At 72.7% G+C, this 22,227-nt stretch carries 19 protein-coding genes; 3 read left to right on the top strand and 16 right to left on the bottom strand.

What is annotated here, in order from left to right:
- Window positions 1-40 precede the first annotated feature (40 nt).
- The 4 genes from allB to ACIPKM_RS01985 form a co-directional block, all read right to left on the bottom strand.
- Window positions 41-1,438: an allantoinase AllB gene (allB, locus tag ACIPKM_RS02000; RefSeq protein WP_402736065.1), complete on the bottom strand. Its 1,398-nt coding sequence runs from the start codon at window positions 1,436-1,438 to the stop codon at window positions 41-43.
- Window positions 1,435-2,199 (bottom strand): aspartate/glutamate racemase family protein, encoded by a 765-nt coding sequence (locus ACIPKM_RS01995; RefSeq protein ID WP_070418276.1) that lies wholly within the window; start codon window positions 2,197-2,199, stop codon window positions 1,435-1,437. The genes allB and ACIPKM_RS01995 overlap by 4 nt, the downstream gene beginning before the upstream one ends.
- Window positions 2,200-2,257: 58 nt before the next feature.
- Window positions 2,258-3,817 carry an NCS1 family nucleobase:cation symporter-1 gene (locus ACIPKM_RS01990; protein ID WP_070418275.1) on the bottom strand — a complete coding sequence of 520 codons (1,560 nt, stop codon included), beginning with the start codon at window positions 3,815-3,817 and terminating at the stop codon, window positions 2,258-2,260.
- 167 nt (window positions 3,818-3,984) lie between these two features.
- Complete coding sequence (locus ACIPKM_RS01985; protein WP_402736064.1) at window positions 3,985-4,704, bottom strand: VIT1/CCC1 transporter family protein; 720 nt, start codon at window positions 4,702-4,704, stop codon at window positions 3,985-3,987.
- A gap of 179 nt (window positions 4,705-4,883) precedes the next feature.
- Between ACIPKM_RS01985 and ACIPKM_RS01980 the strand changes: the two genes are divergently transcribed.
- The gene (locus tag ACIPKM_RS01980) at window positions 4,884-5,459 is read left to right on the top strand and encodes a VOC family protein (RefSeq protein ID WP_092386210.1); all 576 of its coding nucleotides are present in this window, start codon (window positions 4,884-4,886) and stop codon (window positions 5,457-5,459) included.
- A gap of 4 nt (window positions 5,460-5,463) precedes the next feature.
- Here ACIPKM_RS01980 and ACIPKM_RS01975 read toward each other — a convergent pair whose 3' ends face one another.
- The 8 genes from ACIPKM_RS01975 to ACIPKM_RS01940 form a co-directional block, all read right to left on the bottom strand.
- A complete protein-coding gene (locus tag ACIPKM_RS01975) occupies window positions 5,464-5,982 on the bottom strand; it encodes a GNAT family N-acetyltransferase (protein ID WP_402736063.1) in 519 nt (172 codons plus the stop codon).
- Between the two features lie 4 nt (window positions 5,983-5,986).
- Window positions 5,987-7,390: an LLM class flavin-dependent oxidoreductase gene (locus ACIPKM_RS01970; protein WP_071294584.1), complete on the bottom strand. Its 1,404-nt coding sequence runs from the start codon at window positions 7,388-7,390 to the stop codon at window positions 5,987-5,989.
- A 124-nt stretch (window positions 7,391-7,514) separates the two neighbouring features.
- A complete protein-coding gene (sufU, locus tag ACIPKM_RS01965) occupies window positions 7,515-7,964 on the bottom strand; it encodes a Fe-S cluster assembly sulfur transfer protein SufU (RefSeq protein WP_092386206.1) in 450 nt (149 codons plus the stop codon).
- A complete protein-coding gene (locus tag ACIPKM_RS01960) occupies window positions 7,961-9,253 on the bottom strand; it encodes a SufS family cysteine desulfurase (protein WP_402736174.1) in 1,293 nt (430 codons plus the stop codon). Before ACIPKM_RS01960 ends, sufU begins: the two co-directional genes overlap by 4 nt.
- 121 nt (window positions 9,254-9,374) lie before the next feature.
- The gene (locus ACIPKM_RS01955) at window positions 9,375-9,587 is read right to left on the bottom strand and encodes an antitoxin (protein WP_070418268.1); all 213 of its coding nucleotides are present in this window, start codon (window positions 9,585-9,587) and stop codon (window positions 9,375-9,377) included.
- Between the two features lie 97 nt (window positions 9,588-9,684).
- Entirely contained in the window at window positions 9,685-10,977 is a 1,293-nt protein-coding gene (locus ACIPKM_RS01950) for a chloride channel protein (protein ID WP_402736062.1), read from the bottom strand.
- Between the two features lie 98 nt (window positions 10,978-11,075).
- A complete protein-coding gene (locus ACIPKM_RS01945) occupies window positions 11,076-13,358 on the bottom strand; it encodes an alpha-galactosidase (RefSeq protein WP_402736061.1) in 2,283 nt (760 codons plus the stop codon).
- A 106-nt stretch (window positions 13,359-13,464) separates the two neighbouring features.
- Window positions 13,465-14,448: a magnesium and cobalt transport protein CorA gene (locus tag ACIPKM_RS01940; protein WP_070418265.1), complete on the bottom strand. Its 984-nt coding sequence runs from the start codon at window positions 14,446-14,448 to the stop codon at window positions 13,465-13,467.
- Between the two features lie 189 nt (window positions 14,449-14,637).
- Here ACIPKM_RS01940 and ACIPKM_RS01935 point away from each other — a divergent pair, with 189 nt between their 5' ends.
- Complete coding sequence (locus ACIPKM_RS01935) at window positions 14,638-15,441, top strand: tryptophan-rich sensory protein (protein WP_402736060.1); 804 nt, start codon at window positions 14,638-14,640, stop codon at window positions 15,439-15,441.
- Between the two features lie 122 nt (window positions 15,442-15,563).
- Here the strand turns inward: ACIPKM_RS01935 and ald are convergent, their stop codons facing one another.
- The 4 genes from ald to ACIPKM_RS01915 all read right to left on the bottom strand — a co-directional run bounded on the left by ald (window position 15,564) and on the right by ACIPKM_RS01915 (window position 20,182).
- Window positions 15,564-16,664, bottom strand: a complete 1,101-nt coding sequence (gene ald, locus ACIPKM_RS01930) for an alanine dehydrogenase (RefSeq protein WP_402736059.1) — start codon at window positions 16,662-16,664, stop codon at window positions 15,564-15,566.
- Window positions 16,665-16,784: 120 nt separating this feature from the next.
- Window positions 16,785-18,173, bottom strand: coding sequence for an FAD-binding oxidoreductase (locus ACIPKM_RS01925; protein WP_402736058.1), 1,389 nt, complete (start codon window positions 18,171-18,173; stop codon window positions 16,785-16,787).
- Between the two features lie 9 nt (window positions 18,174-18,182).
- The gene (locus tag ACIPKM_RS01920) at window positions 18,183-19,169 is read right to left on the bottom strand and encodes a helix-turn-helix domain-containing protein (RefSeq protein ID WP_402736057.1); all 987 of its coding nucleotides are present in this window, start codon (window positions 19,167-19,169) and stop codon (window positions 18,183-18,185) included.
- 50 nt (window positions 19,170-19,219) lie between these two features.
- The gene (locus tag ACIPKM_RS01915) at window positions 19,220-20,182 is read right to left on the bottom strand and encodes a sugar-binding transcriptional regulator (protein WP_022905765.1); all 963 of its coding nucleotides are present in this window, start codon (window positions 20,180-20,182) and stop codon (window positions 19,220-19,222) included.
- Between the two features lie 180 nt (window positions 20,183-20,362).
- On the opposite strand from ACIPKM_RS01915, the gene ACIPKM_RS01910 reads away from it, so the two are divergent.
- Window positions 20,363-22,105: a glycerol-3-phosphate dehydrogenase/oxidase gene (locus ACIPKM_RS01910; RefSeq protein ID WP_071294593.1), complete on the top strand. Its 1,743-nt coding sequence runs from the start codon at window positions 20,363-20,365 to the stop codon at window positions 22,103-22,105.
- Window positions 22,106-22,227 lie beyond the last annotated feature (122 nt).

Below are 22,227 nucleotides of genomic sequence, written 5' to 3'. Positions count from 1 at the left end.
CGGTCCTCTCGTTCCGGTGGAGATCGTATCGGAACGATCGTTACAGCGGTGTTCCAGCGAGCACGGGTCGGTCGACGAGCGCCCCGATGACGGACGCGACGCCGCCGTCCGCGGTCGCGACCAGCTGACCGCGCAACCAGGTCTCGGTGACGCTGCCCCGTGCCTCCAGACCGGCGAACGCCGAGACGGGGTTGCGGTGCGCGAGCCCGGCCACGTCGACGACCGCCGAGGCGGACGGGTCGAACACCGCGAAGTGCGCGAGTGCGCCCGGCGCGATGCGCCCGCGGTCGGCGAAGCCGGCGAGCCCCGCCGGGCCGGTCGTGAAGTGCGGCAGCAGCTGCTCGAGCGCGACACCGCGGCGCCGGGCCTCCGTCCACACGGCACGGAAGCCGACCTGCAGCCCGGCGATCCCGCCCCAGGCGGTCCCCCAGTCGTCGGTCTTGAGGTCCGCGGTGGAGGGCGAGTGGTCGGACACGATCATGTCGATCGTCCCGTCCAGGACCCCGGCCCAGAGCGCGTCGCGGTTGGCGTCGTCGCGGATCGGCGGGCAGCACTTGAACTCGGTCGCCCCGTCGGGGATCGTGCCGGCCTCGAAGGCGAGGTAGTGCGGGCAGGTCTCGACCGTGATCCGCACGCCGTCGTCCTTCGCGGCGCGGATCATCGGCAGCGCGCCGGCGTCCGACAGGTGCAGGACGTGCACGCGCGCGCCCGTCTCGCGGGCACCCTCGACGACCCGGGCGATCGCGGAGCGCTCGGCGTCGACCGGGCGGGTGGCGAGGAAGTCCTCGTAGTGTCCGCCGAGCGCCGCGTGGTCGACCAGGAACTCGGGGTCCTCTGCGTGCACGATGAGCAGGGCGTCGATGCGGGCGACCTCCTCGATCGCCGCGCGCAGCTGCGGTGCGTCGAGGTGCGGGAACTCGTCGACCCCGGACGGCGCGGTGAAGCACTTGAAGCCGAACACGCCGGCGTCGTGCAGGCCGTGGAGCGACCCGAGGTTCGCCGGGACGGCACCGCCCCAGAACCCGACGTCGACGGCGACGCGGCCCGCGGCGCTCGCGCGCTTGACCTCGAGCGCCTCGACCGTCGTCGTCGCGGGGATCGAGTTGAGCGGCATGTCGATGATCGTGGTGACGCCACCGAGTGCGGCTGCACGGGTCGCCGAGGCGAAGCCCTCCCACTCGGTGCGGCCGGGCTCGTTCACGTGCACGTGCGTGTCGATCAGGCCCGGGAGCAGGACGTGCGCGTCGGGCACGGTGCGGTCCTCGACGGCGTCGACGGGTTCGTCCACGGCCACGACGGCGTCGACCCGCCCGTCGCGGACGACGACGGCTGCGGGCCGGAAGGCGCCGTCGATCCAGGCGCGGCCGGCGCGCAGGACCAGACCAGCGGGTGCGGGTGCGGCCGTCGTGTCGCCGGCGGGGCCCTGGAGGCGCGTCATGCGCCCGCCCCGACCGTCGCGCCCGCCATCGGCCGGCGTTCGAACCCCGCGAGCAGTCCCGCCATCGGCTTGGCCGGGGGTGGCGCGTACTCGCCGCGTCGCCCGGTCGTGAGCCCGAGGCGCACGAGGGACTCGGCGAGCACGGTGGCCGCCGCGACACCGTCCACGACCGGCGCCCCGACGGCCCGGGACACCTCGGCGCAGAAGTCCGCCATGCCGGCGCAGCCGAGCACCACGGCGTCGGCGCCGCCGGCGAGCACGGCCCGGCACTCCTCGACGACGAGTGCCCGGGCGTCCGAGTCCGGGTCCTCCAGGCGGAGCACGGGGACCTCGCACGCCCGGACCTCGGTCACGAGCGACGCGAACCCGTACCGTTCGGCGAGCTCGTGCGCCCGGCCGGTGGTCCGGCTCAGGGTGGTCACCACGCCGAACCGGCGCCCGAGCATCGCGGCGGCGTGGAAGGCCGCCTCCGCGATGCCGATGACGGGTCCGGACGCGACCTCGCGTGCCGCGTCGAGCCCGGGGTCCCCGAAGCACGCGACCACGAACGCGTCGACACCGTCCTGCTCGCCGAGCGCGATCTGCTCGAGGAGCCCGGGGACGGCCAGCGCCTCCTCGTAGTGGCTCTCGATCGACGCCGGCCCCATGGTGGGGTTGACGGCCTCGACGATCGTCCCGGGCCCGGCGACCGCGGCGGCGGCGCTGCCGATCGCCGCGGTCATCGAGGAGGTGGTGTTGGGGTTGACGACGCGGATGCGCATCGAGTTCCTTCCGGTGGTGCGGGTGGTGCGGGTGGTGCGGGTGGGACGGCTCGGTCGGTCAGGCCCGGCCGACCGCGGCGCCGTCGTCGACGGACGGGTCGTCGGCGGCCAGCACGGGCATGCTCGGACGGAGGCGCTCCATCCCGACGAAGACGACGAGGCCGAGGGCGCACCCGATGAACCAGCTGTAGTTCGACAGCCACGGGACGACGCCGAGCGCCGACGGCAGGACCGCGCTGGCGACCGACACCGCACCGGTGACGACGAGCGTCCAGATCGCGTTCGGGTTGAAGCCCTTGACGTACCAGTACCGGGCCGCGGGGTCCTTCGTGTACATGTCGTCGACGGCGATGCGCTGCTTCGCGACGATGTAGTAGCCGGCGATGAGGATCCCGAACAGCGGGCCGATCAGGGCGCCGAGGACCCCCAGCGTGTACAGGATCGCCTGGTCGTTGCCGTACCAGTTCCACGGGGTGAGGAGGACGGACCCGACGGCCGCGATCATGCCGCCCGCCCGCCAGCTGATCTTGCGCGGGGCCACGTTCGAGAAGTCGAACGCGGGGCTGATGAAGTTCGCGACGATGTTGATGCCGACGGTCGCGGTGACGAAGGTCAACCCGCCGAGGAGGATCGCGAAGGGCGCCCCGATCGCCTGCACGGTCTCGATCGGGTCGGTGATGAGCTTGCCGAACACCGGCACCGTGGCACTGGCGCAGAGGACGGTGAGCACCGAGAAGAACAGGAAGTTGATCGGCAGGCCCCAGAGGTTGCCGCGCTTCACCGCGTCGAACGACTTCGCGTAGCGGGAGAAGTCGCCGAAGTTCAGCATCGGGCCGGAGAAGTAGCTCACCACGAGGGCGATCGCCGACAGCATCACCGGGATGCTCGCGCCGAACGACAGCGGCGCACCGGCGGACAGCGTGAACGAGATGTTCCCGATGCCGGCACGGCTGACGAGGTAGATGGCGAGGGCGATCATGATGACGTACACCGCCGGGCCGGCCCAGTCGATGAACCGTCGGATCGCGTCCATGCCCATCCAGAAGAGGGCGCCCTGTGCGACCCAGAGGATGGCGTACGAGATCCAGCCGAGCGCGGAGAGCCCGAGGAACGAGTGCTCGAGGAGTCCCGCCGAGGCCGGGATGAACTTGAGGAAGACGATGTTGAGCGACTGGGCGGCGAGGAAGGTCTGCACGCCGTACCAGGCCATCGCGATGAGCCCACGGATGATGGCGGGGACGTTCGCCCCGAGCACGCCGAACACCGCGCGGTTGATCACCGGGTACGGCACCCCGGTGCGCTGGGACGGCTTGGCGACGAGGTTCGCGAACACCTGCACGATGAGGATGCCGACCACCAGGGCGATGAGCACCTGCCAGCTGGCGATGCCCAGGGCGAAGAGCGACCCGGCGGTGACGTAGCCGCCGACCGAGTGCACGTCCGACATCCAGAACGCGAAGATGTTGTAGCTCGTCCAGGTCTGCTTGCGGAGCGGAGCGAGGTCCTCGTTGGTGAGCGCCGGGTCGTACCCGGGGCGGACGACGCCGGCACCGGCGGGTGCTGCCGTCGTGCGGGGGGCGTGGGGCGCGGCGACCGGGGGCTGGATCTCTGTTGCCATGGCGTCCTCCGAAGGAGTGGGAAGGGCGAGCGGTGCCCGCCTCTGCCACGACGCTACGGAGACACTGCGCCCGGCCCGTTACCCCCGTGTAACGGTCGTGTGTCGTGACGCCCGTCCTGGAACGATCGTTCCGACACGGACACCGACACCGATCGCCGTCCGCGCACTCAGAGCGCGTGCGCTCCGAGGACCGCCCCGGCCGCGTACGTCGCGGCCAGGGCCAGCGCTCCCCCGGTCACGACACGGATCGTCGCCCGCGTGCGCGGCGCACCACCGAGCGTGGCACCGGTCGTCCCGGTGGCGGCGAGCGCGACGAGCACCGCGACGACCGTCACCGCCACGCGGGCAGGCTCGGGACTGAGGAGCATCGCGAGGAACGGCAGCGCGGCACCGGTCGTGAAGGTCGCCGCCGACACCCAGGCGGCACGCCACGGGCTCACCACCTCGTCCTCGGCATCGCGGAGCGCGACCGCTGCCCGTCGACGGCGCACCTCGGGTCGGACGAGCTCGTCGGCGACGGCGCTCGCGACGGCCGGGTCGACGCCGAGGCTCCGGTAGTGGGCGGCGATCGTGCCGACGTCCTCCGACTCCGCCTCGAGCTCGGCCTGGTGGGCGGCCTGGCCGGTGCGCTGGGCGTCACGGGCACCGCTGACGGACACGTACTCGCCGAGGGCCATCGACACCGCACCGCCGACGAGGGCCGCGGTGCCCGCCGCGATGACCGGACCGGTCCCCGCGCCGGCTCCCGCGACGCCGACGAGCACCGCCGCGACCGAGACGATGCCGTCGTTGGCCCCGAGCAGGCCGGCGCGCAGCCAGTTGAGCCGGGCGGCGCTCGTGGCGTCGTGGTCCGTGGAGGGCAGGACGAGGTCCGCAGCGGTCGACATGCGAGTCAGGATGCCACTCGGCGCGGGTCGGCGCCAGCATGGTGAGGATACCCTGATCAGGGGTTTTCCGGTGAGGGCAGCCTCACCTCACCGGTCTGCGGCGTGCGGGAAGCCGCATCGGCACCGCACCCTCGGCACCCGGGCGGAACGTGCGGACGCCCGGGTGTCAGGATCGGCCCATGAGCGCGGGAATCAGGATCGACCACGTGGGCGTCACGGTGCCGGACATCGATGCCGCCACGGCGTTCTTCGAGGCGGCGTTCGACGCCGTCGTGCTGTACGACATGCGCTGCCGCACCGAGGAGCCGAACGCGACGGCCGAGGCGCACCGCTACCTGGGGATCCCGTCGACGATGGCACAGGGCGCGATGCGGATGCTCGCACTGCCGGACGGACCGGGGCTCGAGCTGTTCGAGTACCACGGACCGGACCAGCACCGTCCCGTGCACCCCGCGGACCTCGGGTGGCAGCACCTCGCGATGTACACGGACGACCTCGACGGCACGCTCGCCCGCATCGAGGCAGCCGGGGGCACCCGCAACTCGGACCCTCGGGACCTCCGCGGCCTCGAGGTCGGCGAGGGGAACCGGTTCGTGTACACCCGGACCCCGTGGGGCTCGACGCTCGAACTCGTCAGCTACCCGACGCCGCAGCCGTACCTGCTCGTCGCACCGCGGGCGAAGTGGGCGCCGTGGCCGAGCGCGGCGGACGCGCTCCCCGCACCGCAGCCGGAGCCGGAGCCCCAACCGTCCTGACGGCTCAGTCGTCGACGCCGTCGGTGACCCAGACCCGGGTCGGCCGACCGCTCAGTGCGTGCGCGAAGGGGTCGCCCACGGGACGGAACCCCGCGCTGCGGTACAGCCGGAGCGCCGGCGCGTTGTCGTCCAGCGCGTGCAGCAGGGCTCGGCGGTGGCCCGCGGCTCCGGCCTCGGCGACGGCTCCCAGCAGCAGGGACCGTCCGAGTCCGTGCCCCTGGGCCCGCGGGTCGACGGCGAGGAGCGAGAGGTAGGCCGCGTCCTCCGGGTCCCCCGGACGCCCCGTCCCCGGAGCGGTGACGAGCGCGAACCCGGCGATCGCCGCGGCCGCACCACGGTCCGGCTCCGTCGACGCCACGACGAGCGCGACGCGGGGCACCGCGAACTTCGACCGGGCGCGTTCCCGCACCGCGTCCGACTCGGGCACACCGTCACGGGTGGCGACGGCGCGCGTCCACAGGTCGACGCACGCGGTGGCCTCGTCCTCGACGGCGGCACGCACGACGAACGACGACCCGATCACCCGTTCAGCGTACGGCTGCGGACTGCCCCACCCGGAACGACGCCCCGCGGTGCTCCGCCGGCAGCCGGTCACCGCGGCCGTGCAGCTTGTGCCGCAGCGATCCGGGCTCGTAGCCCTCGGGGTAGACGCCGCGAGCACGGAGCTCCGGCACGACGAACTCGATGACGTCCTCCCACGTCCCCGGGGTCACCGCGTAGGCGAGGTTGAACCCGTCGACGTCCGTCTGCTCCTGGATCTCGACGAGCCGGTCGGCGATGGTCGCCCCGCCGCCGACCGCGACCGGGCCGAGGCCGCCGATCGCCGTGTGCCGGGCGAGGTCCCGGATCGTCCACTTCGACCCGTCGGACCCGGTGGCCGCCGCGATGTTCGCCGCTGCGGACTGGATCGCGTTCGACTCGACGTCGCCGAGCGGCTCGTCGAGGTCCCACTGCGACAGGTCGACGCCCATCCAGCCGGAGTTGAGCACGAGCGCGCCGAGCTCGGAGGCGTAGGACAGGTAGTCCTCGTACTTGGCCTGGGCGAGCTCGTCGGTGGCGTCGGTGATGACGGTGAGCAGCGTGTAGACGCGGGCGGCGTACCGGTCGCGACCAGCAGCCTCCAGGGCGTCACGGACCTTCCGGACGGTCGACGCGAGCTGCTCGACGGTCGGTGCGCCCACGAACACCGCCTCGGCGTTCTCGGCCGCGAACCGGATGCCGCGCGGCGAGGCCCCGGCCTGGTAGATCACGGGCGACCGCTGGACCGACGGCTCGGACAGGTGGATGCCCGGGACGTCGAAGTGCGTGCCGTGGTGCTCGATCGGGTGGACCTTCGCGGGGTCGGTGAAGACGCCGGTCTCGCGGTCCTCGACCACGGCGTCGTCCTCCCACGAGCCCTCCCACAGCTTGTAGAGGACCTCGAGGTACTCGTCGGCGACGTCGTACCGGTCGTCGTGCGAGAGCTGGTCGGTCTGCCCCATGTTCCGCGCGGCACTCGGCAGGTACCCGGTCACGACGTTCCAGCCGATGCGGCCCTTCGTGAGGTGGTCGAGCGTCGAGATGCGCCGGGCGAACGGGTACGGGTGCTCGTACGCGGTCCCCGCCGTGATCCCGAAGCCGAGGTGCTCGGTCACCGACGCCATCGCGGACACCAGCAGGATCGGGTCGTTCACGGGGACCTGCGACCCGGTGCGGAGCGCGGCCTCGTTCGAGTCGCCGTAGACGTCGTACGTCCCGAGCACGTCGGCGATGAAGATCCCGTCGAAGTTGCCCCGCTCGAGCAGCTGCGCGAGGTCGGTCCAGTACGACAGGTCGTTGTAGTGCCGGGACCGGTCCCGCGGGTGCCGCCAGAGCCCGGAGGACTGGTGCGCCACGCAGTTCATGTCGAAGGCGTTGAAGCGGATCTGACGGTGCTCGCTGCTCGTGCTCACGGGCGTGACGGTACGTGCCGTCCCGGGGCGGACGGCGGAAGGTGACGAACCGTGACGTGGGACTGCGGGCCTGGAGGGACGGTGCGGGCCCGCCCCGCGCCTCCGGGACCGCAGACCGGTCGCGTCATGAGCGCGTGGTCGCCTCGCGCGCGGCGGCCTCGGCCGCGACCCACGCGAGCATCCCGCACTTGACCCGCATGACGAACTTCGAGACGCCGTGGAACGCGACGAGGTCCTCGAGCACGTCCTCGTCGGGCTCGCCGGCACCGCGGGACCGCATCATCGTGCGGAACTCCTCGGTGAGCGCGAGCAGCTCGGGCACCGTGCGACCGACCGCCATGTCCGTGAGGACCGACGCCGACGCCATCGAGATCGAGCAGCCGTCGCCCTGCCACGCGAGACCGGCGATGCGGTCGGTGCCGGGCTCGAGGCGCACGCGCACGGTGATCTCGTCGCCGCAGGTGGGGTTGCGCTCGAAGTGCTCGGCGTCGGCGTCGGGCAGCTCGCCGTCGCCGTGCCGGGCCTTCGCGTGGTCGAGGATGACCTGCTGGTAGAGGGAGTCGAGGGCGCTCATGCGATCGCTCCGAAGTAGCCGCGGACCTCGCCGACGGCCGTGAGGAACCGGTCGACGTCCTGCTCGGTCGTGTAGACGTACGTGCTCGCACGGCTGGTGGCGACGAGGCCGAGCCGACGGTGCAGTGGTTGGGCGCAGTGGTGGCCGGAGCGCACCGCGATGCCCTGCGCGTCGAGGTACTGCGAGACGTCGTGGGCGTGCACGCCGTCGACGTCGAACGACACGAGACCGGACCGCGGCACCCCGGCGGGCGGACCGACGACGTGGATGCCCGGGATCGCGGCGAGTCCGGTGAGCATGCGCTCGGCCAGGTGCTCCTCGTGCGCACGGACCCGCTCCATGCCGATGCCCTGCAGGTAGCGGACCGCCTCGGCGAGCGCCACGGCCTGCGACACGGGCTGGGTGCCGGCCTCGAACCGCTCGGGTGCCGGCATGAAGTCGGTGTGCTCCATCGTCACCGTGGTGATCATCGATCCGCCGGTCCGGAACGGGGGCAGGGCGTCGAGCAGCTCGTGGCGGCCCCAGAGCACGCCGATGCCGTTCGGCCCGAGCATCTTGTGCCCGGAGAACGCCGCGAAGTCGACGCCGAGCGCCTGCACGTCGAGCGGCCGGTGCGGTGCGGACTGGCAGGCGTCGAGGACGACGAGGGCACCGTGCGCGTGGGCGGCTGCGACGACGGCCGACACCGGGGCGACCATGCCGGTGACGTTCGAGACGTGGGCGAAGGCGACGACCTTCGTGCGGTCGGAGACCAGGGCGACGGCGTCCTCGGCCGTCCAGGTGCCGTCGTCCGCGACGGGGACCCAGCGGAGCGTCGCACCGGTCAGCGCGGCGAGCTCCTGCCACGGGACGAGGTTGGCGTGGTGCTCGGCCTCGGTGACGAGGACCTCGTCGCCGGGTCCGATGCGGAAGCGCTCGGCGTCCGGTCCCCCACGGCCGCGGCTGGCGTTCGCGATGCCGTACGCCACGAGGTTGAGGGCGTCGGTGGCGTTCGCGGTCCACACGACCTCGGACGGTGACGCCGCCCCGACGAACCCGGCGACGGTGGCCCGGGCGTCCTCGTACGCGTCGGTGCTCAGCGCGGCGAGGGTGTGCGCGCCGCGGTGCACGGCGGCGTTGTCGTGCTCGAGGAAACGTCGTTCGGCGTCGAGCACCTGGCGGGGTCGTTCGGCGGTGGCCCCGGAGTCGAGGTAGGCGAGGGGGAACCCGTTCACCTCCTGCTGGAGGATCGGGAAGTCCCGTTTGATCGCCTCGACCTCGGACTCGGTGAGCGGTTGGTTGGGCGCCACGACAGTCACCACACAATGGTGGTCTGCTCGCGGCCCGGAGTCCAGTCGGACGGGTACCGCTGACGGCGAACGGCCCCGGACACGTGGTCCGGGGCCGTCCGTACGGTGCGCGGGAACCGCGTCACTCGTTGCCGATCTGCTTGTCCGCCGCGTCACGGGCGCCGTCGATCTTGTCGTCGTACTTGCCACCCGTGGCCTTCTTGACCGCGTCGGCGACACCGCCGAGCACCTTGTCGCTGATGTCCTCGGCCTTCTCGCTCTTCAGGGCGTCCTGGACCTTGTTGTCCTGCAGGAAGTCCTGGGCCTTCTTCGTGATGTCGTCGAACCCCGCCATCGGTTGCTCCTCGTCGCCGGTACGGAGCCCGGTGCCCCGTCGTGCGGCCGATCGTAGGCCCGTGGCCCGTCGGGTGTGCCGGATCGTGACGAAGTGTTCACACCATCTGCGCGCTGCGTCGGCGGGCGAGCACGTAGCCGACGGCGACCGACCCGGACACCGCCAGGAGCGAGGGGATGAGGATGTCGGTCCCCTGCTGGGTGAACTCGACGACGAGCACGAGGGCCGTGAAGGGCGCCCGCATCGTCGTCGCGAGGAAGGCCGCGGCGCCGATGAACGCGAACGCCGTGAGGCTCGGCCCGTCGGTCGGCCAGAGCAGCAGCCAGAGGCCACCGAGTCCGCCGCCGACCGCGGAGCCGATCGCGATCGACGGGGTGAGCGTGCCGCCGACGGCCCCCGCACCGATCGTGGCCGAGGTCGTGATCGTGCGGATGACCCCGAGCGCGAGCAGGAACAGGATCGGCGAGAGCCCGGCGACGGAGCCGTCCTCGAGCGAGGCGTTCATCGCGAGGACGCCGAGCGCCCGCCCGTTGCCGAGGATCTCGGGGAAGGGCACGGCGATGAGTCCGACCATGGCGAAGACGACCGGCAGCACGACGATGAGCCGCCACCCCTTCGGCGCGAGGCCCTGCAGCCGGTTCGTGAGCTTCACGAAGCCGACGCCCGCGAACCCGAGGACGGGCCCGACGATCACCGCCCAGACGAGCAGCGACGGCGAGAGGTGCATCGCCGGCACGTGGTAGAGCACCTCGTCCGGGATCACCAGGCGTGCCACGAACGCCGCGACCGCGCTCGTCGCGAAGGCCGGCAGCGCGGTCGCGAAGGTGAGCTCGCCGAGCAGCACCTCGACCGCGAACAGGGCGCCCCCGAGCGGGACGTCGTAGACCGCGGCGAGGCCGGCGGCGGCTCCGCAGGCGACGAGGATCTTCGTCTCGCGGGCGGTCAGTCCGGCCCGTGCGGTCACGAGCTGGGACAGCCACGCTCCGATCTCGCGCGGCGCCACTTCTTTGCCGATCGAGGCGCCGAGCCCCACGGCCAGGATCTGCACGCCCGCGTTCGCCACCGTCGCGAGGGCGGGCATCCGCTTCCCGCCGACGGCCGCGGGCACGGAGACGACCGGCCGGCCCCAGCGTCGGAGCGCCCACCAGGCGACGCCGGTCAGGAGGCCGGCGGCGACGAGGGCGAGGAAGCGGTTCAGGGCACTCGGTGCGTCTGCGGCCTCGAGTTGGCCGCCGAACGGGTACCCGAACGCGACGAACTGGATGAGCTGCAGCGCGAGCCACACCGAGATGCCGGCGATGCCGCCTGCCACCCCCACCAGTCCGGTGACGACCGCGAGCTTGAGTGCCCAGACCGGGGTCGCACGTGTCGCGTGTCCAGGGTGCGGCATGACCGGAAGCCTAGCGGCACGTCGGCACCGCCCCCGCGACCGGGCGGACGCTGCCGGGCCGAGCCGCGCCTCCTGGGCGGTGGCCGGACCCGCTGCCGTCAGACGGCCGTGAGCCGGTACGGCACCACGCAGTCGGCCGGCACGAGCGGCGGCTGCAGGCCGACCGTCTCGAGCGCGCGCCCGCGGAACACCCGGTCTCCCGACCACCACGACGGCGGCACGATGCCGTGCCCGTCGCCGACCACGACCGGGTCGACCCGGTACGCGGTGTCCGGGTCGAGGTCGCGGAAGGTGACGCGGCCGGTTCCCGACACCTCGGACCGGCCGGTGCTGACGAAGAAGAACAGCGCCTGCAGCTTGTCGGCGGCGACCGTGCCGGACACGAGCCGGGTCTCGTCGACCTCGTCGACGCGCACGAGGTCGCCGCCGTGCAGCAGCCCCCGCCACTCCTTGTGGAGCGCGATCCACTCGGCGAGCGCCGTCTCCTCGGCGTCCGTCGCCTGCGTGAGGTCCCACTCGATGCCGAAGTGCCCGACGATCGCGGTCCCGGCACGGAACGCCAGGTCATGCACCCGGCCGGTCGTGTGGTTCCGGCCGCTCGCGACGTGGGAGCCGAGCAGCTCCGGGGGCAGGAGCTGCTGCGTCCACCGGTGCATCTGCTGCCGCTCGAGCGGATCGATGTCGTCCGACACCCAGACGCGGTCGGTGTGCTCGATCACGCCGAGGTCGACGCGGGCACCACCCGACGAGCACGACTCGATCTCGAGCGCCGGGAACCGCTCCTTCAGCGTCGCCATGAGCCGGTACGCCGCCAGCGTCTGCTCGTGGACCGCTGCGCCGCCGCCGGGGTGGCCCGCCTCGACGAGGTCGCGGTTGTGGTCCCACTTGACGTAGTCGACGCCGTACTCGCCGATGACCGCGGTCATCCGCTCGAGCAGGTACGCGAACGCCCCGGGGATCGCGAGGTTCAGCACCTGCTGGTCCCGGGACCGCACCGGCAGGCGACCGTCCGCCTGCAGGATCCACTCCGGGTGGGCTCGAGCGAGGTCGCTGTCCTCGTTGACCATCTCGGGCTCGAACCACAGCCCGAACTGCATGCCGAGCGCCCGCACCCGGTCGACGATAGGACCGAGGCCGTCCGGCCAGACTTCCTCGTCCACGTACCAGTCGCCGAGGCCCGCGTGGTCGTCGCGACGGTGCCGGAACCACCCGTCGTCGAGCACGTACCGCTCGACCCCGAGCCGTGCGGCGCGCTCGGCGAGGTCGGTCAGCCGGGCGAGGTCGTGGTCGAAGTAGACCGCCTCCCAGACGTTGAGCGTCACCGGGCGGGGCGTCCTCGGGTGCTGCGGGCGGCTGCGGAGCCACCGGTGGAAGCGGCGGGCCTGGTCGTCGAGGCCGTCCCCGTACGCGGCGTACACCCACGGCCCCTCGTAGCTGTCCCCGGTGCTGAGGCGCACCTCGCCGGGGAGCAGGAGTTCGCCGCCCCCGACGACCTGGCGGCCGGTGGCGAGGCGTTCCGCGAGGTGCCGGTGGTTGCCGCTCCACGCCGTGTGCACGCCCCAGACCTCGCCGTGGGCGAAGCCGAACCCGGGGACGCCGACGCTCAGGACCGTGGCGGCATCGGCGCCCGTCCGGCCCTTCCGGCCCTCGCGCTCGTGGGTGCCGACGACGAGCTCGCGGCGCTGCGGGGTGCGTTCCTTGCCCCAGCGGCCGGCGAAGTCGAGGACCTCGCGGGCGTGCGACGGGACCGGGAGGGCCAGGGTGAGGTCGTCGACGGTGTAGGTGCCGGCGGCCGTGTTGGTGACGGCGGCGCGGGTGCGGACGAGGCCGGAGGGGAGCATCTCGACGGTGAGGCGGAGGGCGAGGCCGGCGGTGGCGTCCGCGGCGTGGGCGGTGACGGTGGCGGGGACGGGGACGGGGGTGCCCGCGGTGTCGGCGGCGCCGGCGGTGCCGGCGCGGGGGCCCGCGGCGTCGGGGGCGCCGGCGGTGCCGGTGCGGGCGCCCGCGATGTCGGCGGCGCCGGCGGTGTCGGTGCGGGCGCCCGCGATGTCGGCGGCGCCGGCGGTGTCGGCGGCGCCGGTCACCTCGAGCTCGGTGACCGTGAACGCCGGGGACCAGTCGCGCCCGTCCCGGTGCCCGGACAGCCCCGGTCGCCCGGTCCACCCCCGGTGCGGCTCGGGCAGGATCGCCAGCCGGACCGGCACGTCCGCCTCGTTCGGCGCGACCGGTGCCACGTCCGCCTCGGCCAGGGCGGCCAGCTCCGCGCCGTCGAGCGGACCGAGCGCCGCGCCCCAGTGCACCACGGCGGGCAGGGCACGGTCGCGGCAGTCGAGGACGAGGGAGACGCCCCCGGCGGTCAGGTGGACGAGGTCGTGCGGCATGAGTGCTCCAGTCGGCGACGATGACGGCTCGACGAGTCTCCCGCTCTGGGAGCGCTCCCAGCAAGTCGACGCGCGCACGGCGTGTTCGGATGCACACGGATCCGGGTCAGAACCAGCGCTTGACCTTGAACACCACCCACAGGACCGCGGCGAACGCCACCATCGCGACGATCGCCAGCGGGTACCCCCACGTCCAGGAGAGCTCGGGCATGTGCGTGAAGTTCATGCCGTAGATCGCCGCGATGAGCGTCGGGGCGAAGAGGATCGCCGCCCAGCCCGAGATCTTCTTCGTGTCGTCGTTCTGCTTCTGCGCCGCGAGGGTCGAGTCGACCGTCAGCGCGTTCTGCAGCAGCTGCCGGAACGTGTCCAGTCGCTCCACCGTGCGGATCGCGTGGTCGAGCACGTCGCGGAACCGGCGCTGCATCTCCACCGGGAGGTGGTACTTCTCCGCCCCGCGGTGCAGGTTCTCGATGATGTGGATGAGCGGTCGGGCGGCGCGCTGGAAGTCCACGACCTCGCCGAACAGCTCGTAGATGCGACGGGAGACCCCGGCCTCGCCCGCGAAGAGCTGGTCCTCGATCTGGTTGATGTCCTCCTCGAGGCCGTCGATCACCGGCACGTACCCGTCGACGATCGAGTCCATCAGCGCCCAGAGCTGCGCCTGCGGGCCCACCGTCACGAGTCCCGGCTTGCCGCTCATCCGCTGGAGTGCCCGCGGGACGGTCTGCTTGCCACGGGGGTCGGCCTTCACGACCACGAGGAAGAAGTCCTCCCCGACGAAGGCGTGCACCTCGCCGAACGCGACCTCCTCCTGCTGGTCGTTGTACAGCGCGGGCTTGAGGACGACGAAGAGCGTCGAGCCGTAGCGCTCGAGCTTCGGGCGCTGGTGCCCCTCGGCGGAGTCCTCGACCGCGAGTTCGTGCAGGCCGAGGGCGACCGCGACGTCGCCGAGCTCCTCGGCGTCGGGCTGGTGGAGCACGATGCACGCGCTCGCTCCCTGGTCCTCGAGCATGCGGAAGGTGTCGTCGAGCGAGGGACTCGGGATCGGGGCGATCCGGTCGACGTAGACGGTGTTCAGTTCGACAGACACGTCACCACCGTACGCAGGGCGAGCGTGCGGGGGTCGGACGCGACCGACGTGCGGGCCAGGAGGCGCGGGTCGGGCCCGCACCGCGCCTCCAGTCCGGCCCGTCCCCCGTCTGCTGGACGTGCGCTGCGCGCCGGGCCCGGCCACGCGCCTACGGTGCAGGTCATCAGCATGCTGACGAAAGGGGCTGACATGAAGAGGATCTGGAAGCGGATCGCAGTCGCGGTGAGCGCGGTCGTCGCGGTGGTCGGCGCGTTCGTCGGCTCGGGAGCCGCCGGCGGGACGCCGATCCAGGACGCTGCCGGCGGAGCACTGTCGGCCTCGTCGACGGCGATAGCGCCGGACGGGCCGGCGTTCTCGATCTGGAGCGTCATCTACGTCGGGCTGCTCGCCTACGCGATCCGCCAGTGCTTCCGCACCGCCGACGACGACCGGCACGCGCGGCTGACGGTGCCGGCGGTGCTCTCGCTCCTGCTCAACGCGGCGTGGATCCTGAGCGTGCAGTTCGGGTTCCTGTGGCTGAGCGAGCCGATCATCGTCGCGCTGCTCGCCGTGCTGGTGTGGACGTTCGTGCTGCTGCGGCGGTCGGGGTCCTCCGGGATCGTCGAGGCGATCGTCACCGACGGCACGTTCGGGCTCTACCTGGGGTGGGTGTGCGTCGCGACGGCGGCGAACACGGCCGCGGTGCTGACGGCCGCGGGCTTCCGGGGCTTGGGGCTGTCGCTGGACGTCTGGGGCGTGGTGATCGCGCTCGTGGCCGGGCTCGTCGGGGTGCTCCTCGCGGTGTGGGGCCGGGGGCGCCTGGCGCCGACGGCGTCGCTCGCGTGGGGGTTGGCGTGGGTCGCGGTCGCTCGGCTCGACGGGCCGCTCGTGTCGACGCCGACCGCCGTCGCGGCGGTGGTGGCCGCGGCTGCGGCGGTCGTCGTGACGCTCGTGGTGCGGGCTCGCGCGGGGTGGCGCGGCGCGGCTGCGCCGGCGCGCGTCGCGGCCGCCTGAGCGGCGGCGCGGAGCGCTGGCGGCCCGTCCCGACGTTTCGCGCTGAGCGACAGTTCACGGCCCGCGGACCGCATGAACTGTCGCTCAGCGCGAAAGTGCGCGGCGCAGCCGCGCCCCCGCGCTCAGCGCGCCGCGGCCGCCAGGCCGTGCGCCGCCGCCACGGCGGCGTTCACGACCTGCCCCGCGTGCACGTTCACCCCGAGCGCCAGGGCCGGGTCGGCAGCGGTCGCCGCCTCCCACCCCTGGTTCGCGATCGCCACGGCGTAGGGCAGCGTCGCGTTCGTCAGCGAGATCGTCGAGGTGCGCGGCACCGCTCCCGGCATGTTCGCCACGCAGTAGAAGACGGTGTCGTGCACGGCGAACGTCGGGTCGTCGTGCGTGGTCGGGTGCGATCCCTCGAAGCACCCGCCCTGGTCGATCGCGATGTCGACGAGCACCGACCCGGGCTGCATGTCCGCCACCATGGCGTCGGTCACGAGCTTCGGCGCCGAGGCCCCGGGGATGAGCACCGACCCGATGACGAGGTCGGCCTCGCGCAGGGCCGAGGCGATCGCGTGCGCCGAGGACCGCAGCGTCGTGACGCGTCCGTCGAACCGGGCGTCCAGCGCCCGCAGGCGCGGCAGGCTGATGTCGAACACGGTGACCTCGGCGCCGAGGCCGAGCGCCATCGTCGCCGCGTGCTCGCCCGCGACCCCGCCGCCGATCACGACGACGCGGCCCTTCGGGGTGCCGGGCACGCCGCCGAGCAGGAGCCCGCGCCCGCCGTTCGCCCGCATCAGGTGGTTCGCGCCGACCTGCGCCGACAACCGCCCGGCGATCTCGGACATCGGCGACAGCAGGGGCAGCGACCGGTCCGGCAGCTGCACGGTCTCGTACGCGATGGCCGTCGCCCCGGACTCGACGAGCGCATCGGTCAGCGGCCGGTCCGCGGCGAGGTGCAGGTACGTGAACAGGACCTGCCCTGGTCGGATCGAGGCGTACTCGGCGGCGACCGGCTCCTTGACCTTCAGGATCATCTCGGCGCGCGCCCAGACCTCGGCGGCCGTCGGGACGATGGTGGCCCCGGCCGCGGCGTACTCGGCGTCCGGGAAGGACGACCCGTCACCGGCTCCAGACTGCACGAGCACCTCGTGTCCGTGCAGCGCCAGCTCGGCGACACCGGCGGGTGTCGCGGCGACGCGGAACTCGTTGTTCTTGACTTCGGTGGGGACGCCGATCAGCATCACTGACTCCTTCGTGGGCGGTGCGCGTTCGACACCCACGATGCGCCGAGGTTCGTTACAGGACTGTTTCGGCCGAACATCTGAGCAATGTGGCCCGGTTCCGTGTGCCGAGATTCGGCGTCAGAACACCTTGCCCGGGTTGAGGATCCCCGCGGGGTCGAACACCCGTCGGATCCCCCGCTGCAGCTCGAGCACGTCGTCGCCGAGCTCGTCGCCGATCCACCGCCGCTTGAGCACCCCCACGCCGTGCTCCCCCGTCAGCGTCCCGCCGAGCTCGATCGCCGCCCGGAACATCGCGTCGGCCGCGTCCCACACGTGCTGCGGCACCTCGTCGCCCTCGAACACGAAGTTCGGGTGCAGGTTGCCGTCCCCGGCGTGCGCGACGGTGGGGATCGCGATGCCGTACTGCTGCCCGATGGCCTCGACGCGCGCGAACATCTCGGCGAGCCGACTGCGCGGCACCGCGACGTCCTCGATGAGGACCCGGCCACGCGCCTCCATGGCCGGGTGGAACGACCGACGGATCGTCAGCAGGCGGTCGCGTTCCGCCGCCGACCCGGCCAGGTGCACGGTCCCGCCCTCGGCCTGGAGGCGCGGCACGGCTCCCAGCGCCGCCTCCGTCGCACCCGGCCCGTCGTACTCCACGAGGAGGAACACCCCGCCCGCCGCGGTGCTCCCCACCGTCTCGGCGATCACCTGCGGCCCGAGGTGGGCCGCGATCCCCTCGAGCGCGGCGGCGTCGAGCAGTTCGACCGTCGACGGACGCTCCGCCCCGGCGACGACGGACGCTGCGGCGCGGGCGGCGGCCTCGACGGTCGGGTAGACGGCGCCGAGGGTGGCCGGCTCCCCCGCCGGGATCGGCACGAGCCGGACGGTCGCGCCGACGATCACCCCGAGCGTGCCCTCCGACCCGACGAGCAGCGCCGTGAGGTCGAGGCCGGTGACGCCCTTGACGGTGCGGTGCCCGGTGGCGACGAGCCGCCCGTCCGCGAGGACGACGTCGAGGCCGAGCACTGCCTCTCTCGTGACGCCGTACTTCACGCACCGCAGGCCGCCGGCGTTCGTGGCGATGTTCCCGCCGACGCTCGCGATGGCCGCACTCGCCGGGTCGGGCGCGAACCGCAGGCCGTGTTCGGCGACGGCCGCGTTCAGGTCGCCGTTCAGCACGCCGGGCTCCACCACCGCGTACTCGTCCTCCGTCGAGACCGAGACGATGCGGTCCATACGCGCCACGCTCAGGACGACGGTGCCCTGGGTGCCGTTCGCCCCGCCCGCGAGCCCGGTGCCGGCGCCACGCGGGACGACCGGGACGCCGAGCCCGGAGCACGTCCGGAGGGTCGCCTGCACGTGCTCGACCGTCCGGGCCTCGACCACGGCGACGGGCCCACCCGGGGCGATCCAGCCGGACTTGTCCGTCCGTGCCGCGTCGAGCACTCCGCGCTCCGTCCGGACGACCACACCGTCCGGGTCGGCGAGGGCGGAACGGAGGGCGGTGACGACGGTGTCCATCCCGCCACGCTACCGAGCGCGGAGGGACTCGCTCGGCAGTTCCCCGAACCGTGCCCGGTACGTGGCCGAGAAGCGCCCGAGGTGCCCGAAGCCCCACGCCCGGGCGATGTCGGCGACCGAGGTGTCGTCACGGTCGCCGCGCAGCAGGTCGGCACGGGCACCGTCGAGCCGAACGCCGCGGAGCAGGTCGCCCGGCGTCTGGTCGAGGTGCCGGCGGAGGGACTGCTGCAGACCGCGCGGGCTGAGCCCCGCCGCCGCGGCGATCTCCGGCGTCCCGATCGCGTCGCGCGCATGCTCGTGGACGTACTCGAGCGCACGGCGGACCCGCTCGTGCTCGGGCCCGCTGCCGGTGACCGTCGTGCGCCAGCGGCTCCGCTCGGGGAAGGCCGCGACCGCCGCGGTGGCGAACGCCTCGGCGATGTCCCGCCGGGCGACCGCGGTGAGCTCGTGCCCGACGTCCAGCCAGGTCGTCGAGTACGCCCGCACGACCGACTGCCACGCCCGCATGCCGTCGGCGGTCGGGCGGCGGAGCGCTTCGAACGCGAAGTCGTCCTCGCCGACAACCGAGCGGAGGAACCCCGCGTCGAGGTGCACGAGGTTGAGGCCGATGTCGCGGTGGTGCAGCTCGTACGTGTCGGCGAAGGGCAGCACGACCGGCACGCCCGGTTCGAGTTCGTGGGAGCTCCCGCCGTACGTGATCGTGCTCGACCCGCTGCGCATCCAGGCGACCAGGAACGCGTCGTCGACACGGCTGTCGCTCCGCAGGTCGACCAGGAAGCGCGAGGACCGGAGCGACAACAGCTCGTCGCCCACGCCGGCGAAGTCCCAGCGGGTGTCGCGGTGGGTCCGCCGGACCGCGGGCGAGCGGAAGTCGTAGTCCCCGGTGAAGAAGGCGAGCGCCTGGTCGACGTCGGTGCCCGCGATCCGCCGCGAGTACCGCGTGTCCCCGACGCTGCAGGCGCCACCGGAGTGGCGGGTGTCCATCGTGGCAACCATGGTCGAGAACCTACGGGGCACCACCGACAATCGGGACCGCGCACCCGGGGTCAGGGCTGCAGGATCGCCTGCCCGACGCTCTCGTCGAGGATGAGGTCGGTGATCAACCCGGCGGCGAGGGCGCCCTTCAGCGACGCGGCCTTCGAGCGTCCGGCCACGACGCACACCCGGCGCGGCGCACGCTTGATCGTGTCGAGGTCCGGAGCCCCGGCTCGGGCGTTCACCCCGATGTCCTTCCACGAGCCGTCCGCGCGGTAGAACACCGTCGAGACGTCGCCGACGACCTGGGCCTTGGTCAGCTCGTCGCGGTCGGACGGGTCGAGGTACCCGCCGGAGTACACGTGCGAGGGCACCGGGGCCTGGGGCGCTCCGACACCGAAGACGACGAGGTCCATGCGCTCGTGCAGGTCGAGCACCCGGCGGATCGAACGCTCCCGGAAGAGCGCCTGCTTCGTGGCCGGGTCGTCGAAGAACGCCGGGACCGGGAACTGCTGCACGAACGCGCCGTACGCCTCGCCGAACCGCCGCAGGATCTCGGACGCGTAGACGATGCCCGTCGTCCGGGTGTTCGCGGCGCCGTTGATCTGCACCACCGTGGAGCCGTGCGTGGTCTTCGGCACGAGGTAGCGGCTCACCGCGCTGACGGTCGAGCCCCACGAGATCCCGATCACCATGTTCGACTCGACGTACTGCGTCAGGATGCGCGCAGCGGACAGCGCGACGCGTTCGAGTCGGTCGACATCGCTCGTGTGGTCCGGCACCGGCACGACGTGTGCGTGCACCCCGAAGCGCGATCGGATGCTCCGGCTGAGCGCCGCGGCCTGGTCGAGGGGCGAGCGGATCTGGATGTCGACGAGTCCGGTGTCCCGCGCGTACTTCAGCAGGCGGGAGACCGACGACCGCGAGGTGCCGAGCTCGTCGGCGATCGCGTCCATCGTCAGGTCCTGCAGGTAGTACAGATGCGCGGCGCGCAGCGCCTGCTGCGTGCGCATGGGCTGCGCTGCGTCACTCATGGGAACCGAGCATGCACGGACGTGCACAGCCTCTGCAACCCCTGTCGTGCCTCCCGACCCTCGATCGGCCCGTCCGGACACGTGTGCTGCACGTTCGTGCACGCGAGTTGCCCGCCTTCTCACGGAGGCGCACGATCGATGTCGAACCACCACGGAACCCACGAAGGAAGCGACGCAGCAATGTCGAAGAAGACGCAGCCCCGGAACACGGTGAACGCGCTCACGGAGCGCCCGAACGCACAGGTCCTCGTGGTCGGTGGCGGCATCAACGGCATCGCCACCTTCCGCGACCTCGCCCTGCAGGGGGTCGACGTGGCCCTCGTCGAGCGCGGCGACTACGCCTCGGGCGCGTCCGCCGCGTCGAGCCACATGATCCACGGCGGCATCCGGTACCTCGAGAACGGCGAGTTCCGCCTCGTCCGCGAGAGCGTGCAGGAGCGCAACGGCCTCATCCGCATCGCCCCGCACTACGTCAAGCCGCTGCAGACCACGATGCCGATCTTCTCGACGTTCTCGGGCATCATGAACGCTCCGCTGCGGATGCTCACGCACAAGCAGCGCTCGACGAAGGAGCGCGGTGCCGCGCTCATCAAGATCGGCATGACGATCTACGACTCCTTCTCGCGCGACGGCGGTTCGGTCCCGAAGCACCGCTTCCTCACGAAGAAGGCCGCACTCGCGGACATGCCGGCGCTCAACAAGGACCTCAAGTACACGGGTACCTACTACGACGCCTCGGTGCACGAGCCGGAGCGCCTGGCGCTCGACGTGCTCAAGGACGGCCTCGCCGCGGGGACGGGCGAGGGCTCGGCGTCGACCGCCCGTGCGGTGAACTACGTCGAGGCCGCCGGGACCCGCGACGGTGGCGTCCTGCTCCGCGACCGTGAGACCGGCGAGGAGTTCGTCTTCACGGCGGACGTCGTCGTGAACGCGTCCGGCCCCTGGACCGACCTCACGAACCAGGCGTTCGGCGGCGAGACGAAGTTCATGGGCGGCACGAAGGGCTCCCACATCGTCGTCGACAACCCCGAGCTGCTCGAGGCGACGAAGGGCCGCGAGCTGTTCTTCGAGAACAACGACGGCCGCATCGTGCTCATCTACCCGCTCAAGGGCCGGGTGCTCATCGGCACGACGGACATCGACGCCGACCCGGCGAAGCCCGTCACCACCACCGACGAGGAGATCGACTACTTCTTCGGCCTGGTGGAGCACGTCTTCCCGCAGATCGCGCTCACCCGCGACCACATCGTCTACAGCTACTCCGGCATCCGCCCGCTCCCCCGTCACGAGGACACCGCCCCCGGCTTCGTCTCGCGTGACTACCGGATCGTGGACACCCCGATCGCCGGGCTGCCGCGGACCACGGTGCTGTCGCTCGTCGGCGGCAAGTGGACCACGTTCCGTGCCCTCGCCGCGCACCTCTCCACCGACGTCACGACGAAGCTCGGCATCACCCGGACGGTCGACACGACCGGCATGGCGATCGGCGGCGGCAAGGACTTCCCGACCACGGACGCCCAGCGCGCCCTGTGGATCAAGTCGCACCGCGACGGTCTCGACGCATCCGTCGTTGAGGGTCTGCTCGAGCGCTACGGCACCCGTGCCGCCGAGGTCGTCGACGTCCTGGTCGACGGACCGGTCGAGCCCCTCGAGTCGGACCCGGCGCTGACCCGCGCCGAGGTCGCGTACTTCGCGGAGCACGAGCAGGCCGTGCACCTGGTCGACGTGGTGCTGCGCCGCACGAACCTCGCGTTCGTGGGCGGCGTCACGATCGACCTGCTCGACGAGCTGGCCGACGTGCTCGCCGGGTCGCTCGGCTGGACGCCCGAGGAGCGTGCGGACGAGGTCCAGCAGACGCTCGACGTCCTGCGCGAAGCGCACCGGGTGATCGTGCCGCTGACGTCCGCCTCGCAGCTCGCGTAACGGTCGTCGCTTCGGACTGGAGGCGGGGGGGCCCCGGGGCCCCCGCCCCCCCGCCGGGGGGGGGGGGGGGGGGGACCCCCCCCCCGGGGGGGGCGGCGCCCGCCCGGGGGAGTTCGTCGCGC

Origin of the sequence: Curtobacterium sp. NPDC086286 (assembly GCF_044746255.1) — a bacterium.
GTDB lineage: Bacteria > Actinomycetota > Actinomycetes > Actinomycetales > Microbacteriaceae > Curtobacterium.
Note: the sequence above shows the minus strand (reverse complement) of the source record. Positions and strands in the feature narration are given on the sequence as shown.

What these genes read in the sequence shown, in the direction of transcription:
- allB (WP_402736065.1), bottom strand. Translation starts at nt 1,438, where the DNA reads ATGACGCGCCTCCAGGGCCCCGCCGGCGACACGACGGCCGCACCCGCA.
- ACIPKM_RS01995 (WP_070418276.1), bottom strand. Translation starts at nt 2,199, where the DNA reads ATGCGCATCCGCGTCGTCAACCCCAACACCACCTCCTCGATGACCGCG.
- ACIPKM_RS01990 (WP_070418275.1), bottom strand. Translation starts at nt 3,817, where the DNA reads ATGGCAACAGAGATCCAGCCCCCGGTCGCCGCGCCCCACGCCCCCCGC.
- ACIPKM_RS01985 (WP_402736064.1), bottom strand. Translation starts at nt 4,704, where the DNA reads ATGTCGACCGCTGCGGACCTCGTCCTGCCCTCCACGGACCACGACGCC.
- ACIPKM_RS01980 (WP_092386210.1), top strand. Translation starts at nt 4,884, where the DNA reads ATGAGCGCGGGAATCAGGATCGACCACGTGGGCGTCACGGTGCCGGAC.
- sufU (WP_092386206.1), bottom strand. Translation starts at nt 7,964, where the DNA reads ATGAGCGCCCTCGACTCCCTCTACCAGCAGGTCATCCTCGACCACGCG.
- ACIPKM_RS01955 (WP_070418268.1), bottom strand. Translation starts at nt 9,587, where the DNA reads ATGGCGGGGTTCGACGACATCACGAAGAAGGCCCAGGACTTCCTGCAG.
- ACIPKM_RS01950 (WP_402736062.1), bottom strand. Translation starts at nt 10,977, where the DNA reads ATGCCGCACCCTGGACACGCGACACGTGCGACCCCGGTCTGGGCACTC.
- ACIPKM_RS01945 (WP_402736061.1), bottom strand. Translation starts at nt 13,358, where the DNA reads ATGCCGCACGACCTCGTCCACCTGACCGCCGGGGGCGTCTCCCTCGTC.
- ACIPKM_RS01935 (WP_402736060.1), top strand. Translation starts at nt 14,638, where the DNA reads ATGAAGAGGATCTGGAAGCGGATCGCAGTCGCGGTGAGCGCGGTCGTC.
- ald (WP_402736059.1), bottom strand. Translation starts at nt 16,664, where the DNA reads ATGCTGATCGGCGTCCCCACCGAAGTCAAGAACAACGAGTTCCGCGTC.
- ACIPKM_RS01925 (WP_402736058.1), bottom strand. Translation starts at nt 18,173, where the DNA reads ATGGACACCGTCGTCACCGCCCTCCGTTCCGCCCTCGCCGACCCGGAC.
- ACIPKM_RS01920 (WP_402736057.1), bottom strand. Translation starts at nt 19,169, where the DNA reads ATGGTTGCCACGATGGACACCCGCCACTCCGGTGGCGCCTGCAGCGTC.
- ACIPKM_RS01915 (WP_022905765.1), bottom strand. Translation starts at nt 20,182, where the DNA reads ATGAGTGACGCAGCGCAGCCCATGCGCACGCAGCAGGCGCTGCGCGCC.
- ACIPKM_RS01910 (WP_071294593.1), top strand. Translation starts at nt 20,363, where the DNA reads ATGTCGAAGAAGACGCAGCCCCGGAACACGGTGAACGCGCTCACGGAG.